The organism is Pseudomonas sp. NPDC099000, from assembly GCF_044759925.1.
GTDB lineage: Bacteria > Pseudomonadota > Gammaproteobacteria > Pseudomonadales > Pseudomonadaceae > Aquipseudomonas.
Map to the genome: position 1 here is coordinate 72,175 of NZ_JBIWAF010000007.1, position 17,949 is coordinate 90,123.

The 17,949-nt window shown below is 60.8% G+C and carries 14 protein-coding genes and 2 pseudogenes; 12 read left to right on the forward strand and 4 right to left on the reverse strand.

Features of this window, described 5'->3' with window-relative positions; all coding sequences use genetic code 11:
• Positions 1-167: 167 nt before the first annotated feature.
• Genes gatB through gatC form a run of 3 tightly spaced genes read right to left on the reverse strand, consistent with a single transcriptional unit; the run spans position 168 to position 3,379 of the window.
• The gene (gatB, locus tag ACIQV9_RS11320; protein ID WP_403101154.1) at positions 168-1,613 is read right to left on the reverse strand and encodes an Asp-tRNA(Asn)/Glu-tRNA(Gln) amidotransferase subunit GatB; all 1,446 of its coding nucleotides are present in this window, start codon (positions 1,611-1,613) and stop codon (positions 168-170) included.
• Between the two features lie 10 nt (positions 1,614-1,623).
• Complete coding sequence (gene gatA, locus ACIQV9_RS11325; protein ID WP_403101157.1) at positions 1,624-3,075, reverse strand: Asp-tRNA(Asn)/Glu-tRNA(Gln) amidotransferase subunit GatA; 1,452 nt, start codon at positions 3,073-3,075, stop codon at positions 1,624-1,626.
• Between the two features lie 16 nt (positions 3,076-3,091).
• The gene (gatC, locus tag ACIQV9_RS11330) at positions 3,092-3,379 is read right to left on the reverse strand and encodes an Asp-tRNA(Asn)/Glu-tRNA(Gln) amidotransferase subunit GatC (protein ID WP_008026876.1); all 288 of its coding nucleotides are present in this window, start codon (positions 3,377-3,379) and stop codon (positions 3,092-3,094) included.
• Between the two features lie 214 nt (positions 3,380-3,593).
• On the opposite strand from gatC, the gene mreB reads away from it, so the two are divergent.
• The 8 genes from mreB to tldD all read left to right on the forward strand — a co-directional run bounded on the left by mreB (position 3,594) and on the right by tldD (position 14,930).
• Positions 3,594-4,631, forward strand: coding sequence for a rod shape-determining protein MreB (mreB, locus tag ACIQV9_RS11335; protein ID WP_403101161.1), 1,038 nt, complete (start codon positions 3,594-3,596; stop codon positions 4,629-4,631).
• 143 nt (positions 4,632-4,774) lie between these two features.
• Positions 4,775-5,920, forward strand: coding sequence for a rod shape-determining protein MreC (gene mreC / locus ACIQV9_RS11340; protein ID WP_403101464.1), 1,146 nt, complete (start codon positions 4,775-4,777; stop codon positions 5,918-5,920).
• A complete protein-coding gene (gene mreD / locus ACIQV9_RS11345) occupies positions 5,920-6,411 on the forward strand; it encodes a rod shape-determining protein MreD (RefSeq protein WP_403101164.1) in 492 nt (163 codons plus the stop codon). Before mreC ends, mreD begins: the two co-directional genes overlap by 1 nt.
• 42 nt (positions 6,412-6,453) lie before the next feature.
• Positions 6,454-7,050 (forward strand): Maf family protein, encoded by a 597-nt coding sequence (locus tag ACIQV9_RS11350; RefSeq protein WP_403101166.1) that lies wholly within the window; start codon positions 6,454-6,456, stop codon positions 7,048-7,050.
• 57 nt (positions 7,051-7,107) lie between these two features.
• Complete coding sequence (gene rng, locus ACIQV9_RS11355) at positions 7,108-8,565, forward strand: ribonuclease G (protein WP_008008603.1); 1,458 nt, start codon at positions 7,108-7,110, stop codon at positions 8,563-8,565.
• Positions 8,566-8,640: 75 nt separating this feature from the next.
• Positions 8,641-12,444 carry a YhdP family protein gene (locus ACIQV9_RS11360; protein WP_403101168.1) on the forward strand — a complete coding sequence of 1,268 codons (3,804 nt, stop codon included), beginning with the start codon at positions 8,641-8,643 and terminating at the stop codon, positions 12,442-12,444.
• 178 nt (positions 12,445-12,622) lie between these two features.
• Positions 12,623-13,483 (forward strand): carbon-nitrogen hydrolase family protein, encoded by an 861-nt coding sequence (locus ACIQV9_RS11365; RefSeq protein ID WP_403101170.1) that lies wholly within the window; start codon positions 12,623-12,625, stop codon positions 13,481-13,483.
• A 4-nt stretch (positions 13,484-13,487) separates the two neighbouring features.
• Positions 13,488-14,930 (forward strand): metalloprotease TldD, encoded by a 1,443-nt coding sequence (gene tldD, locus ACIQV9_RS11370; RefSeq protein ID WP_403101172.1) that lies wholly within the window; start codon positions 13,488-13,490, stop codon positions 14,928-14,930.
• Positions 14,931-14,979: 49 nt separating this feature from the next.
• Here tldD and yjgA read toward each other — a convergent pair whose 3' ends face one another.
• A complete protein-coding gene (gene yjgA / locus ACIQV9_RS11375; RefSeq protein WP_054049927.1) occupies positions 14,980-15,504 on the reverse strand; it encodes a ribosome biogenesis factor YjgA in 525 nt (174 codons plus the stop codon).
• Between the two features lie 108 nt (positions 15,505-15,612).
• On the opposite strand from yjgA, the gene pmbA reads away from it, so the two are divergent.
• The 4 genes and pseudogenes from pmbA (at position 15,613) to ACIQV9_RS11395 (ending at position 17,948) form a co-directional block, all read left to right on the forward strand.
• A complete protein-coding gene (gene pmbA, locus ACIQV9_RS11380; protein WP_010463346.1) occupies positions 15,613-16,959 on the forward strand; it encodes a metalloprotease PmbA in 1,347 nt (448 codons plus the stop codon).
• A 246-nt stretch (positions 16,960-17,205) separates the two neighbouring features.
• A pseudogene (locus tag ACIQV9_RS11385) lies at positions 17,206-17,363 on the forward strand (FagA protein); the annotation flags it as partial.
• 9 nt (positions 17,364-17,372) lie between these two features.
• Positions 17,373-17,492: pseudogene (locus ACIQV9_RS11390) on the forward strand (hypothetical protein); the annotation flags it as partial.
• A gap of 27 nt (positions 17,493-17,519) precedes the next feature.
• A complete protein-coding gene (locus tag ACIQV9_RS11395; protein WP_403101175.1) occupies positions 17,520-17,948 on the forward strand; it encodes a hypothetical protein in 429 nt (142 codons plus the stop codon).
• Position 17,949: the final 1 nt, after the last annotated feature.

Sequence of the window (17,949 nt, forward strand, 5' to 3'; positions counted from 1 at the left end):
CCGTTGGACTGCGCAGAAGTCCCAAAACCTGAAAACGCGGTGTTCAGAAATTGGGGCCGCTTCGCGACCCAACGGGGGCAAGCCCCCTCGCCACAAAAGCCCCGTAGCCACAACCAGCCCGCTCCCACAGGGATTAGAGCCAGGCTTTAAATCTGGCTCCACTCTCATCAGCCTTCGAGCTTGCTTTTCAGCAGTTCGTTGACCTGTTGCGGGTTGGCCTTGCCTTTGGAGGCTTTCATGGCCTGGCCGACGAAGAAGCCGAACATCTTGCCGCGTTTGGCTTCGTCTGCCGCGCGGTATTGCTCGACCTGATCGGCGTTGGCCGCGAGCATTTCGTCCAGCACCGCCGAGATCGCGCCGCTGTCGGTCACTTGCTTGAGGCCGCGCTTGTCGATGATCTCGTCCGCGCTGCCTTCGCCGTTGGCCATGGCTTCAAACACTACCTTGGCGATCTTGCCGGAGATGGTGTTGTCCTTGATGCGCAGCAGCATGCCGCCCAGTTGCTCGGCCGAGACCGGCGACTGGTCGATTTCAACGCCTTGCTTGTTCAGCAGGCTGCCCAGTTCCACCATGACCCAGTTGGCCGCCAGCTTGGCGTCGCCGCTGATGCTCACGACTTTCTCGAAGTAATCGGCTTGCTCGCGGCTGGTGGCCAGGACGCTGGCGTCATACACCGACAGGCCGAACTGCGCCTGGAAGCGTTCGCGTTTCTGCGGTGGCAATTCCGGAAGCGTGGCGCGCACGTCGTCGAGGAACGAGTTCTCGATGACCACCGGCAACAGGTCCGGATCGGGGAAGTAACGGTAGTCGTTGGCTTCCTCTTTGCTGCGCATCGGACGGGTTTCGTCCTTGTTCGGATCGTACAGGCGGGTCTGCTGGATCACCTTGCCGCCGTCTTCGATCAACTCGATCTGACGGCGTACTTCGCTGTTGATCGCCTTCTCGATGAAGCGGAACGAGTTGACGTTCTTGATCTCGCAACGCGTGCCGTATTCAACCTGGCCTTTCGGGCGGATCGACACGTTGCAGTCGCAACGCAGCGAGCCTTCGGCCATGTTGCCGTCGCAGATGCCCAGGTAACGCACCAGCGCGTGGATGGTCTTGACGTAGGCCACGGCTTCCTTGGCGCTGCGCATGTCCGGCTCGGAAACGATTTCCAGCAGCGGCGTGCCGGCACGGTTCAGGTCGATGCCGGTGGCACCGTTGAACTCTTCGTGCAGGCTTTTACCGGCGTCTTCTTCCAGGTGCGCACGGGTGACGCCGACACGTTTGATCGTGCCGTCTTCCATGGCGATGTCCAGGTGGCCCTTACCGACAATCGGAAGTTCCATCTGGCTGATCTGGTAACCCTTCGGCAGGTCCGGGTAAAAATAGTTTTTACGGGCGAACACGTTGTGCTGGCCAATCTCGGCATCGATAGCCAGGCCGAACATCACGGCCATGCGCACGGCTTCCTGGTTCAGCACCGGCAGTACGCCGGGCATGCCGAGGTCAACCAGGCTGGCCTGGGTGTTCGGCTCGGAACCGAATGTGGTGGAGCTACCGGAAAAGATTTTCGACCGGGTGGTGAGCTGGGTATGAATCTCCAGCCCGATCACGACTTCCCATTGCATGTGTTTCTCCTCAGAAGCCGGTTGGGGTGCGGGTGTGCCAGTCAGTGTGTAACTGATACTGATGGGCAACGTTCAACAGGCGACCTTCCTGGAAATACGGGGCGAGCAGTTGCACGCCGACCGGCAGACCGTCGACAAAACCTGCGGGCATGGACAAGCCCGGCAAGCCCGCGAGGTTGGCGGTGATGGTGTAGACGTCTTCCAGGTACGCAGCCACCGGGTCGCTGTTCTTGGCGCCAAGCTTCCAGGCCGGGTTCGGCGTGGTTGGGCCGAGGATGATGTCGACCTCATTAAAGGCGGCCATGAAGTCGTTCTTGATCAGACGACGGATCTTCTGCGCCTTCAGGTAGTAGGCGTCGTAGTAACCGGCCGACAGCGCGTAGGCACCGACCATGATCCGGCGTTGCACTTCCGGGCCGAAACCTTCGCCGCGGGAGCGCTTGTACAGGTCGATCAGGTTGACCGGGTTTTCGCAGCGGTGGCCGAAACGCACGCCGTCGAAACGCGACAGGTTGGAGGAGGCTTCCGCCGGGGCGATCACGTAGTACGCGGGGATCGCGTGCTGCATGTTCGGCAGGCTGATTTCCTTGATCACGGCACCGAGCTTTTCCAGCTCCTTGACGCTGTTGTGGATCAGCTCGGCGATGCGCGGGTCGAGACCGGCGCTGAAATATTCCTTCGGCACGCCGATGCGCAGGCCTTTCAGCGAACCGTTGAGGCTGGCGCTGTAATCAGGCACGGGTTCGTCGATGCTGGTGGAATCTTGCGGGTCGAAACCGGCCATGCCTTGCAGCAGGATTGCGCAGTCTTCGGCAGTGCGCGCCAGAGGACCGCCCTGATCGAGGCTGGAGGCGTAAGCGATCATGCCCCAGCGCGAAACACGACCGTATGTCGGTTTCAGGCCGGTGAGGTTGGTCAGTGCGGCGGGCTGACGGATCGAGCCGCCGGTATCGGTGCCAGTGGCCGCCGGCAGCAGGCGCGCGGCAACCGCGGCCGCCGAACCGCCGGATGAACCACCCGGAACGTGTTCCAGGTTCCACGGGTTTTTCACCGGGCCGTAGTAGCTCGACTCGTTGGCCGAACCCATGGCGAATTCGTCCATGTTGGTCTTGCCCAGGGTCACTGCGCCGGCAGCGGCCAGCTTGGCAACGACCGTGGCGTCGTACGGTGCCTTGAAGTTGTCGAGCATCTTCGAGCCGCAGCTGGTGCGGATGCCCTGGGTGCAGAACAGGTCTTTGTGGGCGATCGGCGCGCCGAGCAGGGCGCCGCTCTCACCATTGGCCCGGCGTGCGTCGGCGGCTTTCGCCTGCTCGAGCGCGAGGTCTTCGGTGAGGCTGATGAAGCTGTTGAGCTGAGGATCGAGCTGGGCGATACGCGCCAGCAGGGTTTTGGTCAGCTCTTCGGAAGAAAACTTTTTATCGGCGAGTCCGCGGGCGATCTCGGCCAGAGTCAATTGATGCATTGCAGGCTCTTTCCCTTTAGTCGATGACTTTCGGAACCAGGTACAGGCCGTTTTCGACCGCTGGTGCGATGGACTGATAGGCCTCGCGATGATTAGTCTCGGTCACGACGTCTGCACGCAGGCGCTGGCTGGCTTCCAGTGGGTGGGCGAGCGGCTCGATACCGTCGGTATTGACCGCCTGCATTTCGTCGACCAGCCCCAGAATGCTGTTCAGGGCCGAAGTGATGTGTGGAAGATCGGCATCATTAAGGCCCAGACAGGCCAGATGAGCGATTTTTTCCACGTCGGAGCGTTCAAGCGTCATGGGATTCTCCAGTGGAAGGAAAACAGAACGGATGCTATCCGTGTGTTAGATTGTCGGAACACTACCGCATTTCTACGGTCATAAGGCCGCGATTGTGGGGGTTGGTGCACAGAAAAGCGGCCAATTTAACATATTGGCGCCTTGCCCAAAATCCCTGTCGTTGTTAGAGTTTGCCGCACTTTTTTACCCACGCGTTGCCTAGGGTACCTTTCCCATGTTCAAGAAACTGAGTGGCATGTTTTCCAGCGATCTTTCCATTGACCTGGGCACTGCCAACACCCTTATTTACGTGCGCGAGCGCGGTATCGTCCTGAATGAGCCATCGGTTGTGGCTATTCGGACACACGGTAACCAGAAAAGTGTCGTTGCTGTCGGCACCGAGGCGAAGCGCATGCTCGGCCGTACGCCGGGCAACATTGCTGCCATTCGTCCGATGAAGGATGGCGTAATCGCCGACTTCAGCGTCTGCGAAAAGATGCTGCAATACTTTATCAACAAGGTTCACGAAAACAGCTTCCTGCAGCCAAGCCCGCGGGTGCTGATTTGCGTTCCATGCAAATCCACCCAGGTTGAGCGTCGTGCCATCCGTGAATCGGCCCTTGGTGCCGGTGCTCGCGAAGTGTTCCTGATCGAAGAGCCAATGGCTGCTGCGATCGGTGCCGGCCTGCCGGTTGAAGAAGCACGCGGTTCGATGGTTGTCGATATCGGTGGCGGTACCACTGAAATTGCGCTGATCTCCCTGAACGGTGTGGTCTACGCCGAATCCGTGCGGGTTGGCGGCGACCGCTTCGACGAAGCGATCATCACCTACGTGCGTCGCAACTACGGCAGCCTGATCGGCGAATCCACTGCCGAGCGCATCAAGCAGGAAATCGGTACGGCCTACCCGGGCGGCGAAGTTCGTGAAGTCGACGTTCGTGGCCGTAACCTGGCCGAAGGCGTTCCACGTGCCTTTACCCTGAACTCCAATGAAGTGCTGGAAGCTCTGCAAGAGTCCCTGGCCACCATCGTTCAGGCTGTGAAAAGTGCATTGGAGCAATCGCCTCCGGAACTGGCTTCCGATATCGCCGAGCGTGGCCTGGTGCTGACCGGTGGTGGCGCCTTGCTGCGCGACCTCGACAAGTTGCTGGCCCAGGAAACAGGTCTGCCGGTGATCGTTGCCGAAGACCCGCTGACCTGCGTTGCTCGCGGCGGTGGCCGTGCATTGGAAATGATGGATAAACACACCATGGATCTGCTTTCCAGCGAATAAGTCGCCGGATCGCCTCTATGCTGTTGAGCGCGCAGGCAGCACTTTGCAGTGCTGCCTGTTGGCGTTTATCTTCTGTCAGTCTGCATCCAGGCCGGTTTGATGCCGTATGAATAAAGAGAACATTTGCCTGGGAGGAGCGGCTTATTAAACCGCTTTTCACCAAAGGCCCCTCACTGGGCGTGCGCTTGTTGGTGCTGGCTGTGCTATCGGTCGCGCTGATGGTGGTCGATGCCCGCTTCACACTGCTCAAGCCAGTGCGTAGCCAAATGTCGCTGGTACTGATGCAGTCTTACTGGATCACTGACCTGCCGCAGCGGTTATGGCAGGGTGTGGCCAGCCAATTCGGCAGCCGTACCGAGCTCGTCGCCGAAAACGAAAAACTCAAGACCGAGAACCTGCTGTTGCAGGGCCGCATGCAAAAGCTGGCCGCCCTCACCGAGCAGAACGTTCGGCTGCGCGAGTTGCTCAACTCTTCCGCGCTGGTCAACGAAAAGGTCGAAGTGGCCGAGTTGATCGGCATGGACCCCAACCCCTTCACCCATCGCATCATCATCAATAAAGGTGAGCGCGACGGTGTGGTCCTCGGTCAGCCGGTGCTCGATGCCCGCGGCCTGATGGGGCAGGTGGTCGAGTTGATGCCGTATACCTCTCGCGTGCTGCTGCTGACCGACACCACCCACAGCATTCCGGTGCAGGTGAACCGCAACGGTCTGCGGGCGATTGCCAGCGGCACTGGCAATCCGGAACGCCTGGAACTGCGTCACGTTGCCGACACGGCTGACATTAAAGAGGGCGATCTTCTGGTCAGTTCCGGCCTCGGTCAACGGTTCCCGGCCGGTTACCCGGTGGCGACGGTCAAGGAAGTGATCCACGATTCTGGCCAGCCGTTTGCCATCGTCCGCGCCGTGCCGACCGCCGCGTTGAACCGCAGCCGCTACCTGCTGCTGGTGTTCACCGACGGCCGCACTGCCGAAGAGCGCGCCAACGACGCTGCCCAGGCGCAAGAAGCGCTGGACCAGCACGGTGGTGGGCCGATCATTCCGGCGACCGTGCCTAAACCCGTGTCGGCGACCGTGGTGGTGCCCGCCGCAGCTGCTGCGCCTACTGCAACGCCTGCCGCAACGCCGGCAGTACCAGCACCGGCGGCAACCCCGGCCAACCCTGCGGCCGCCAAGCCACCCGCATCGCAACCTGCTGCAACCAAACCGCCAGCCACTCAACCGGCTGCGGTGAAGCCTGCCGCCAAACCGCCTGTCTCCGCGCCGGCTTCCACTGGGGGACGAGAATAATGGTCGGTGCTACCGCATCCCGAAACGGCTGGATGATCTGGCTGACGTTTGCCATTGGCCTGCTGCTCAGCGTTTCACCGCTGCCGCAATTCATGGAAATCCTCCGTCCGCTTTGGCTGGCCTTGCTACTGGCGTTCTGGGCGTTGTACTTGCCGCAGAAAGTCGGCATGGTCACCGCGTGGTGCCTGGGCCTGGCGGAAGACGTGCTGTACGGCACGTTGCTGGGCCAGAACGCGTTGATCCTGACCCTGATCACCTTCCTGGTGCTGTCGCTGCAACAGCGCCTGCGCATGTTCCCGATGTGGCAGCAGAGCCTGGTGATCCTGGTCATCTTCGGCCTCGCGCAGCTTGTTCAATTGTGGCTGAGTGCGCTGACCGGCAACCGTCAGCCCACGCTGGCGCTGGTCTTGCCGGCACTGGTCAGCGCATTGCTCTGGCCGTGGATCAGCTACGGTTTGCGCGGGTTGCGTCGACGCTACAAAATCAATTGATTCGGTCAGGCATTGGCCCGGACTAGACAGGGAGATGTCTTGATGAGAAAGCTTTATCTGGCCTCAGGCTCGCCGCGTCGGCGTGAGCTGCTCACGCAGATCGGCGTGCCGTTCTCCGCCATCAGCGCGGACATCGATGAAACCCCTTTAAAAGATGAAACCCCGTCGGCCTATGTCGAGCGCCTGGCGCGCGGCAAAGCCGAGGCCGGGCGCGGCGCGGTCGTGTCCGACGCCGATTTTTGCGTGCTGGGCGCCGACACTGCCGTGGTGCTCAACGGGAAAATTCTCGGCAAACCGGTGGACGAAGCCGATGCGTGCGCCATGCTTATGATGTTGGGCGGTCAGGAACACGAAGTATTGACCGCCATCGCGGTGCTTGACGGTGAGCGTTGTGAGTCCCGTGTAGTTCGCAGTCTGGTGCGCTTTCGCAACATCGCTCGCGATGAAGCGGCGGCCTACTGGACCAGTGGCGAACCCCGGGACAAGGCCGGTGGCTATGGCATTCAAGGACTGGGCGCGGTGTTTGTCGCCGGGCTCAATGGCAGTTACTCGGCGGTGGTCGGACTGCCGCTGTGCGAAACCGCTGAGCTGCTTGGCCATTTCGGCATACCCTGTTGGCAAACCCTTAACGCGCGCTGAGCGTCGTACTGACAAGATGCGGCCATTATCGTGAACATGCCTGAACGAGACCCTGCCATGAGTGAAGAGATCCTGATCAACATCACGCCGATGGAATCGCGTGTGGCGGTGGTCGAAAACGGTGTCCTGCAAGAGGTCCATGTCGAGCGTACACAAAAGCGCGGGATCGTCGGCAACATCTATAAAGGCAAGGTCGTGCGGGTATTGCCGGGCATGCAAGCCGCCTTCGTCGATATCGGTCTGGACCGCGCCGCGTTCATTCACGCCTCGGAAATATCCCTGCGCGAAGGCCCGGCGGTGGAGAGCATCAGCGCGCTGGTTCACGAAGGCCAGAGTCTGGTCGTGCAGGTCACCAAGGACCCGATCGGCTCCAAAGGCGCACGCCTGACGACCCAGCTGTCGATTCCGTCGCGCTATCTGGTGTACATGCCGCGCACGGCCCACGTCGGCATTTCGCTGAAGATCGAAGACGAAGCCGAGCGTGAGCGTCTCAAGCAAGTCGTCACCGATTGCGTGGCCAAAGAAGGCATCAAGGAGGCGGGCGGTTTCATCCTGCGTACTGCGGCCGAAGGGGCTGGTGCCGATGAGATCCTCATGGACATCCGCTACCTGCGCCGCCTCTGGGATCAGATCAACGAACAGATCAAAACCATCAGCGCGCCGAGTGTGATCTACGAAGACCTCGGTCTGGCGTTGCGCACCTTGCGCGACCTGGTGAGCCCGAAGATCGAGAAAATCCGCATCGATTCCCGGGAAACCTTTCAGAAAACGACGCAGTTCGTCGCCGAACTGATGCCGGAAATCGCCGATCGTCTTGAGCATTATCCGGGCGAGCGGCCGATATTCGACCTGTACGGCGTCGAAGACGAAATCCAGAAAGCCCTCGAGCGCAAAGTGCCGCTCAAGTCCGGCGGTTATCTGGTGGTCGATCCGGCCGAAGCCATGAGCACTATTGACGTCAACACCGGGGCGTTCGTCGGCCATCGCAACCTCGAAGAAACCATCTTCAAGACCAACCTCGAAGCCGCGACCGCCATCGCCCGTCAGCTGCGCCTGCGCAATCTGGGCGGGATCATCATCATCGACTTCATCGACATGGAAGACGAAGAGCATCAGCGTCAGGTCCTGCGCACGCTCGAGAAACAACTGGAGCGTGACCACGCCAAGACCAACATCATCGGCATCACCGAGTTGGGCCTGGTGCAGATGACTCGCAAGCGCACCCGCGAAAGCCTCGAACAAGTGTTGTGCGAACCGTGCAGCAGCTGCCAGGGCCGCGGCAAGCTGAAGACGCCGGAAACGGTCTGCTACGAAATTTTCCGCGAAATCCTCCGCGAGGCGCGTGCCTATCAAGCGGAAGGCTATCGTGTATTGGCGAACCAGAAAGTCGTCGACCGTTTGCTTGATGAAGAGTCGGGTAATGTCGCCGAGCTGGAAGGATTTATCGGACGCACCATTCGTTTCCAGGTGGAAACCATGTACTCCCAGGAACAATACGACGTGGTGCTGCTCTGAATCGCTGTGTTTCAACCTTACTAGAACGGCTGGCCTCAGCTTTTTGCAGTATTTTTGCCATGGGAGCCAACTGACATGGAACGTCTGACACGCATTTTGGCCGCACTGACCCGCTGGGGTCTTGGCCTGTGCGCGTTGGTCCTGGTGTTGATGGCGTTGTATGTCAGCCTCGGCCGGGAGCTGACGCCTCTGGTGGCCGAATACCGTGCCGACGTCGAAACCAAAGCCAGCGCCGCCTTGGGCATGCCGCTGCAGATCGGCAAGCTGGAAGGTAACTGGAGCGGTTTCGCACCGATTTTGCTGACGCACGATGTGACGGTCGGCGAGGGCGCCAACGCCCTGCACCTGGATCAGGTACGAGCGGTACCGGACCTTTGGGAAAGCCTGTTGGCTCGCGAAGTTCGCATTGCCCACCTGGAACTCAACGGCCTGAAGATCAGCCTCAAGGAAGGCGCGGACGGTCAGTGGGCGCTGGAAGGGCTGCCGGTGCAACAAGATCAGCCGCTTGATCCGCAGCAGTTGCTCAATCGCATGCAAATGGTCCAGCAGCTGTCGGTGATCGACAGCCAGGTGACGTTGCAGCCACAGGACCACCCGCCGCTGACCCTGACTTACGTTGGCCTGAATCTGAAAACCGGCGTCTCCCGCCAGCGCCTCGATGTCCGTCTTAACCTCCCAGACGGCCAACCGGTGGCCATGAGTGTGCACACGCGTATTCGCGCCAGCCAGTGGAAGGATGGCGAGGCCGAGGCCTACCTGAGCCTGCCGCAAAGCGACTGGTCGAAATGGCTGCCCGAGCGTGTGACCCGGCAATGGAATTTCTCCGAACTCAAGGCCGGTGGCGAGCTCTGGGTGAACTGGGGCAAGGGCGCGCTGCAAAGCGGCGCCATTCGCTTGAACGCGCCGCAACTCAAGGGTGCCTATGCCGAGCGCAAGCCGATCCAGATCAACAATCTGGCGCTCAACGGTTACTTCCAGCGCAGCACCGAAGGCATGCTGGTGACCCTGGATTCCCTGGCCATGAACTTCGGCGAGACCCGCTGGGAATCGCACCTGCAACTTCGACAGACCGCCGCCACCGACAAGGCTGAAGAGCTTTGGCATTTGCAAGCCGACCGCCTCGATCTTACCCCGCTCACGCCGCTGATCAACGCCTTGGGACCGCTGCCCGAAGGCGTTGCCACCGCGGTCGAACGACTCAAGGTGACCGGTGGGCTACGCAACGTGCTGATCGATCTGCGGCCCAATGCCACCGATGACAGCAAGTTGAGCTTTGCCGCCAACCTCGATCAGGTCGGCTTCGACGCCTACCACGGCGCTCCGGCGGCGCGAAATGTCAGCGGCAGCATCAGCGGTGACCTCGGCCAGGGCGAACTGCGGATGGACAGCAAGGATTTTGTCCTGCACCTGGACCCGATTTTTGCCAAGCCATGGCAATACATTCAGGCCAATGCGCGGCTGACCTGGAAGCTCGACAAAGAAAGTTTCACCCTGATCGCGCCATACCTGAGGGTGCTGGGCGAGGAGGGCAAGATTGCCGGTGACTTCCTGATCCGCCTGCATTTCGACCACACCCAGGAAGACTACATGGACCTGCGGGTCGGCCTGGTGGACGGCGACGGTCGCTACACCGCCAAGTACTTGCCGACCATGCTCAGTCCGGCGCTGGACGAATGGCTGCGTACGGCGATCCTTAAAGGCGCGGTGGACCAGGGCTTCTTCCAGTATCAGGGCTCGCTGAACCATGGCGCCGCCGAGACGGCGCGCAGCATCAGCCTGTTTTTCAAGGTGCACGATGCCGAACTGGCCTTTCAGCCGGGTTGGCCACATGTCAGCAAGGTCACCGGTGATGTGTTCGTTGAGGACAGTGGCGTGCGGATCCTGGCCAGCAAGGGCCAGTTGCTCGACACTCAGGTTCGTGACATTTACGTCAATATTCCCCATGCGCCGGAAGGCCAAAGCGTTCACCTGTTCCTCGACGGTGGGTTCTCCGGCGGATTGGGCGATGGCCTGAAGATTCTTCAGGAAGCGCCGATCGGCACCGCAGACACCTTCGCCGGTTGGGAAGGCGAGGGCAATCTGCAAGGCAAGCTGAAGCTGGACATTCCGTTGGTCAAAGGCGAGCAGCCGAAGATTCTCGTCGACTTCAAGACCTCCAAGGCGCGTTTGAAGCTGGCCGAGCCTTCCCTGGAACTCACGCAACTCAAGGGCGATTTTCGCTTCGACAGCGCCAAGGGCTTGAGCGGACAGAACATCACCGCGCGCGCCTTTGATAAACCGGTCACCGCGCAGATTTTTGCAGATGGCAGCGCGGGCAATCTCAAGACCCGTGTCACTGCATCCGGTCAGGTCGAGGTCAAGAAACTCACTGACTGGTTGAGCGTCACCCAGCCATTGCCGGTGTCCGGTTTGATCCCGTATCAGCTACAACTGAGCCTGGATGGCGCCGACAGTCAGTTGATGGTCAATTCCAGCCTCAAAGGCGTGGCGATCGACTTGCCCCCGCCGTTCGGCATGACCGCCGATGCTGGCCGCGACACCACGTTCCGCATGACCCTGCAGGGACCGGAACGGCGTTACTGGGTCAACTATGGTGAGCTTGCAGATTTCACTTTTGCGGCGCCGACCGGCAATTTTGCCGACGGTCGTGGCGAGTTGTTCCTGGGCGGCGGCAGTGCCGTGCTGCCCGGCGCCAAAGGGTTGCGAGTGCGCGGCGTACTGTCGGAACTGGATGTAGGGCCGTGGAAGGATCTGGTGGACAAGTACGCCGGCCAGGATCCGGGCGGCAATGCCAAGCAATTGCTCAGCAGTGCCGACTTCAAGGTCGGTAAACTCAGCGGTATCGGCACGACGCTCGATCAGGCGTCGGTGCAATTGAACCGCAAAGCCGCAGCGTGGGCCATGCAACTCGACAGTCAGCAGGTCAAGGGCCGCGCGAGCATCCCCGATGCTAAAGGCGCGCCGATTGCGATCAATCTGCAAACCGTGCGGTTGCCGGCGCCAGACCCGACGGTCCTGGCCGATGAAAACTCACCGGACCCGCTGGCCTCGGTGGACCCGACCAAGATCCCGGCGCTGGATATCACCATCAATCAACTGTTCCAGGGTCAGGACCTCGTTGGCGCCTGGTACCTGAAAGTCCGTCCGACCGCCAGGGGCATTGCGTTCAATACGCTGGATCTGGGCCTCAAGGGCATTTTGTTGCAGGGCACTGGCGGATGGGAAGGCATACCCGGCAGCTCCAGCAGTTGGTACAAAGGGCGGATCAGCGGCAAGAATCTCGCTGACGTGCTCAAAGGCTGGGGCTTTGCGCCGAGCGTCACCAGTGAAGAGTTTCATATGGATGTCGACGGTCGCTGGCCTGGTTCACCGGCGTGGCTGGCCACCAAACGGTTCTCCGGCACCCTCGATGCTTCGTTGAATAAAGGCCAGTTCGTTGAGGTCGAAGGCAGCGCCCAGGCGCTGCGTGTGTTCGGCCTGCTTAACTTCAATTCCATCGGTCGCCGTCTGCGCCTGGACTTCTCGGACCTGTTCGGCAAAGGTTTGAGTTATGACCGGGTCAAAGGTCTGCTGGCCGCGACCAACGGGGTTTATGTGACGCAGGAGCCGATCCGGCTGACTGGTCCGTCGAGCAATATCGAACTGAACGGTACCCTGAACCTGGTGGCCGATCAGGTGGACGCGAAGCTGCTGGTGACTTTGCCGGTGACCAACAACCTGCCGATTGCTGCGTTGATTGTCGGCGCACCGGCCATCGGTGGCGCGTTGTTCTTGATCGACAAGCTGATCGGTGACCGCGTGGCGCGTTTCGCCAGCGTCAAATACACGGTCAAAGGCCCATGGAAAGAGCCGAAAATTACCTTCGACAAGCCTTTTTGAAAGGCCGCTCTCCAGATCTATGGAGTAGCATGGTCCTCGGTTCTGATGCTTCACCCCTGATCTTTGTAGGAGCGAGGCTTGCCCGCGAATCGACGCACCGCGGTGTGTCAGGCAAGATGCCTTCGCGGGCAAGCCTCGCTCCTACAGGGTTGGGTTGATTCCCGATAAGGAAATGGCCATGACTTTTGCGGTGATTCAAATGGTCAGCCAGAGCGATGTGCTGGCCAACCTGGCCCGGGCTCGGCGTCTGCTCGAAGAGGCCGCGGCCGGTGGCGCGAAGCTGGCGGTGCTGCCGGAAAACTTCGCCGCCATGGGCCGTCGCGACATTGCCGACATTGGCCGCGCCGAGGCTTTGGGCGAAGGTCCGATCCTGCCGTGGTTGAAACAGACCGCCCGTGACCTCAAGTTATGGATAGTGGCCGGCACGTTGCCGTTGCCGCCGGTGGACCATCCGACGTCCAAAGCGCATGCCTGCTCGTTGCTGGTCAATGATCAGGGCGAAACGGTGGCGCGCTACGACAAGCTGCACCTGTTCGACGTGGACGTGGCGGACAATCGCGGGCGTTATCGCGAATCCGATGACTATGCTTATGGCAGTGGAGTCGTGGTGGCGGACACGCCCGTTGGCCGGGTCGGCCTGACGGTGTGTTACGACCTGCGTTTCCCGGAGTTGTATAGCGAATTGCGGGCTGCGGGCGCGCAATTGATTACCGCGCCGTCGGCATTTACCGCGGTGACCGGCGCGGCGCATTGGGATGTGCTGATTCGCGCGCGGGCCATCGAGACTCAATGTTATGTACTCGCGGCTGCCCAGGGTGGGACACATCCGGGGCCGCGAGAAACCTGGGGGCACGCCGCAATCGTCGACCCTTGGGGTCGGGTGCTGGCCCAACAGGATCAAGGCGAGGCCGTGCTGCTGGCCGAACGCGATAGCAGCGAACAGGCGTCCATCAGGGCGCGGATGCCGGTGTCCAGTCACCGGCGCTTTTTCTCGCAGGGCGCGCAGCGACCTGCCCGGAACGACGAATTTAAGGCGTAAACATATGAGCGAGTTGTTGTCCTCCGTCAGTGAACACCTCCTGGCGCCCGGTGGCGTAACGATCGAGAGCCTGCAAGGTGTGCTCGGCGATCTGGCCGGCCCGGGCATCGATGCCGCGGATCTGTATTTCCAGGGGCAGATTTCCGAGTCCTGGGCGCTGGAAGACGGGATCGTCAAGGAAGGCAGCTTCAACCTCGATCAAGGTGTGGGCGTGCGTGCGCAATCGGGTGAAAAAACCGGTTTCGCCTACAGCAATGCCATCACCCTCGAAGCCCTCGGCGCTGCGGCCCGTGCGGCGCGTTCGATCTCCCGCGCCGGGCAGAACGGCACCGTGCAGGCCTTCACCACGGCGGACGTCGCCCAGTTGTACGGGCCGGACAACCCGCTGGAAGTGATGAGCCGCGCCGAAAAAGTCGAACTGCTCAAGCGCATCGACGTCGCGACTCGCGCCCTCGATCCGCGTATCCAGCAAGTCACCGTGAGCATGGCCGGGGTCTGGGAGCGCATTCTTGTCGCTTCGACCGATGGCAGCCTGGCCGCCGATGTGCGGCCGCTGGTGCGCTTTAACGTCAGCGTGATCGTCGAGCAAAACGGTCGCCGCGAGCGCGGTGGTCATGGCGGTGGCGGTCGTACCGATTACCGTTATTTCCTCGCTGAAGACCGCGCCATGAGCTATGCCCGTGAAGCACTGCGTCAGGCATTGGTGAATCTGGAAGCCATTCCTGCGCCGGCCGGTACGTTGCCGGTGGTACTTGGTTCGGGCTGGTCCGGCGTGCTGCTGCACGAAGCGGTCGGCCACGGCCTGGAAGGCGACTTCAATCGCAAGGGCAGTTCGGCCTACAGCGGGCGCATGGGCGAGATGGTTGCGTCCAAGCTGTGCACCATCGTCGATGACGGCACGCTGGCCGGGCGTCGCGGTTCCCTGAGCGTCGATGACGAAGGCACGCCGACCGAGTGCACCACGCTGATCGAAAACGGCGTACTCAAAGGCTACATGCAGGACAAGCTCAACGCGCGCCTGATGGGCGTGGCCCGCACCGGCAACGGTCGCCGTGAATCCTACGCGCACCTTCCGATGCCACGGATGACCAACACCTACATGCTGGCGGGCGAAAGCGACCCGGCGGAAATTATCGCCTCGGTGAAGCGCGGCATCTATTGCGCCAACCTCGGCGGCGGGCAGGTGGACATCACCAGCGGCAAGTTCGTGTTCTCCACCAGCGAGGCGTACCTGATCGAGGACGGCAAAATCACCGCCCCGGTCAAAGGCGCAACATTGATCGGCAACGGCCCGGAAGCCATGAGCAAGGTGTCGATGGTCGGTAACGACCTGGCGCTGGACAGCGGAGTAGGGACGTGTGGCAAGGATGGGCAGTCGGTGCCGGTGGGTGTCGGCCAGCCAACGCTGAAAATCGATGCGATCACTGTGGGTGGCACAGGATCGTAAAAGGATGGAGCTTCGGGTGAGCCGCTTGGCGACTCACCCGATTCGAGATTTAACGCAGACCGCGTTGAGTCTCGTCAAGCTCACGGATGTACTTGAAGATTTTACGGCTCGATGCCGGTGGCTTGTTGGTCGCCAGTTCGTGCTGGGCCTGACGGATCAGGGAGCGCAACTGCTGACGATCAGCCTCCGGGTAGTCGAGCACGAACTTCTCCAGGACCGCATCGTCGCCTGCGATCAAGCGATCGCGCCAGCGTTCCAGGCCATGGAAACGTTCGTTGTATTGCCGGGTGGAGGCATCGAGTTGATCGAGCAGCATCAAAATGGCGTCAGTGTCCTGATCGCGCATTAGTTTGCCGATGAACATAAGGTGCCGTTTACGCGCGATATTCGCGGTGTGCTTGGGCGCATCAGCCAGTGCCCGGCGCATAGCGTCGGTTAACGGCAGTTTTGCCAGCAAGTCAGGCTTGAGCGTTGTAAGGCGCTCGCCGAGGTCAACCAGAGCATGAAGCTCGCGTTTAACCTGGGATTTGCTTTTTTCTCCCGTATCGAGGGAGTCGTCGTAAGAATCAACCATGGTGGCCGTCCGCAAAGAAACGCCGCCATGATAACCAGTCGGGGGCCGCTTGTCCGGCCCGGTCGCTCGAAGGCCCCAGCCGAAAGCAGAATTTGAGTGGAGAACAGCATGAGTGCAGTTGAAAGCGTCGGCCCACAAGCGTTGCCGGCACTGCAAGAACAAGTCGAGCAGATCATCGCTGAAGCCAAGCGTCAGGGAGCCAGTGCCTGTGAGGTGGCCGTGTCCCTGGAGCAGGGCCTGTCCACCTCGGTGCGCCAGCGTGAAGTCGAAACCGTCGAATTCAACCGCGACCAGGGCTTTGGCATCACCTTGTACGTCGGTCAGCGCAAAGGCTCGGCCAGCACCTCGGCCAGTGGTCCTGAAGCAATTCGTGAAACCGTCGCGGCGGCGTTGGCCATCGCCAAGCACACCTCCGAAGACGAAGCTTCCGGCCTCGCGGATGCCGCGCTGATGGCCAGGGATCTGCAGGATTTCGACCTGTTCCATGAATGGGACATCACTCCGGAGCAAGCCATCGAACAGGCGCTGACCTGTGAAGCAGCGGCATTTGCTGCCGACAGCCGGATCAAGAACGCCGATGGCACCACCCTTAGCACCCATCAAGGCTGCCGCGTTTACGGCAACAGTCACGGTTTCATCGGCGGTTACGCGTCGACCCGACACAGCCTGAGTTGCGTGATGATCGCCGAGGCCGATGGCCAGATGCAGCGCGATTACTGGTACGACGTGAACCGTCAGGGCAACTTGCTGGCCGACCCGGTGAGCATCGGCCAACGCGCCGCGCAACGGGCCGCGAGCCGATTGGGCGCCCGTCCTGTGCCGACCTGCGAAGTGCCGGTGCTGTTTTCCGCGGAACTGGCCGGTGGCTTGTTCGGCAGCTTCCTCTCGGCGATTTCCGGCGGCAGTCTGTATCGCAAGTCGTCGTTCCTGGAAGGTACGCTGGGTCAGAAACTGTTCCCGGAATGGCTGACCATCGATGAGCGTCCGCACTTGATGCGCGCCATGGGCAGTTCGGCGTTCGACGGTGATGGCTTGGCGACTTACGCCAAACCGTTCGTCGAAAAAGGTGAGTTGGTCTCCTACATCCTCGGCACTTACTCCGGCCGCAAGTTGGGCATGCCGAGCACCGCCAACGCGGGTGGCGTGCACAACCTGTTCGTCACCCATGGTGATGAAGATCAGGCCGCCTTGCTGCGCCGCATGGGTCGCGGCTTGCTGGTCACCGAGCTGATGGGCCAGGGGCTGAATATGGTCACCGGCGATTACTCTCGTGGTGCAGCGGGTTACTGGGTCGAGAACGGCGAAATCCAGTTCGCGGTCCAGGAAGTGACCATCGCCGGCAACATGCGTGACATGTTCAAGCAGATCGTTGCCGTCGGTAATGACCTGGAATTGCGCAGCAACATTCGCACTGGTTCGGTGTTGATTGAGCGGATGACTGTGGCCGGTAGCTAAACCCCCGACCGTTACACAAAAAGGCGCGCTATCTATCGGATGGCGCGCCTTTTTTATTGGACTCACGCAAAACCCTGTGGGAGCGGGCTTGCCCGCGATGACGGAGTATCAGGCAACGAAGATATTGAATGTGATGGCCTCATCGCGGGCAAGCCCGCTCCCACAATGTACTCGGTACATCGCTGGGGTTGTTTTGGTTCTCATTATCATCTAATAATAAATCTCATTAACGAATGAGCCCGGATCATGAGTTCAGCCTTGCACGAGCAGCCTTACCTCGAAAGCTGCGCTGGATGAGTCGCCAGATCCGTTGCGCGATGGACCCCGACGAGCCGCGTCTGATCGAGCATTACCTGGCTGAAGGCCGGTATCTGGCGTGTTGCACGGCCACTTCGCCCTGGACATCGCCGAAAAAGAAGGCCTATCAGCAGGGGCGGCCGTTGATCGATGTCGCCCTGGAACACACCGACCTGACGCGCAGCCAACTGGAAGAATTGCTCAATCCAGAGAAGCTCACCGCAGACGGCGTGTAATCACCGCTACCGCTTTGGAGGCTCACCATGGAGCACTGGAAACGCACGATCGAAAGGGCCAATCGCCATTTCATGCTGGGCGAATTGGTCGATGCCCGCGAGGCTTACTTGCAGGCCCTTGCCCTGGCCCAGGTGTTGTTCGAGCGCTGGGCGGATGCCGACGAAGCGGTGGCGGCCTGCGTGATTTCCCATCACAACCTGGCGGACCTGCATTTGCGTCTGAACCAGCCGGAGGAGAGCGCCGAATACTTGTGCGCGATCCATCAGCGGTTGTTGCAGACCCTGCAGGACCCGCGCCTGGCCCCGGCCCTGCGTGAAGCCGCGCTGCGCCAAAGCAGCAAAACTTATGTCGAGCTGCTGAATTTCATCAGCGAACACTGCGAATACCCGCGCACCCACCGTTTGCTGCACACCGATACCGCATCGCCTGCGCCTCTACATCATGGAGTCCATTGAA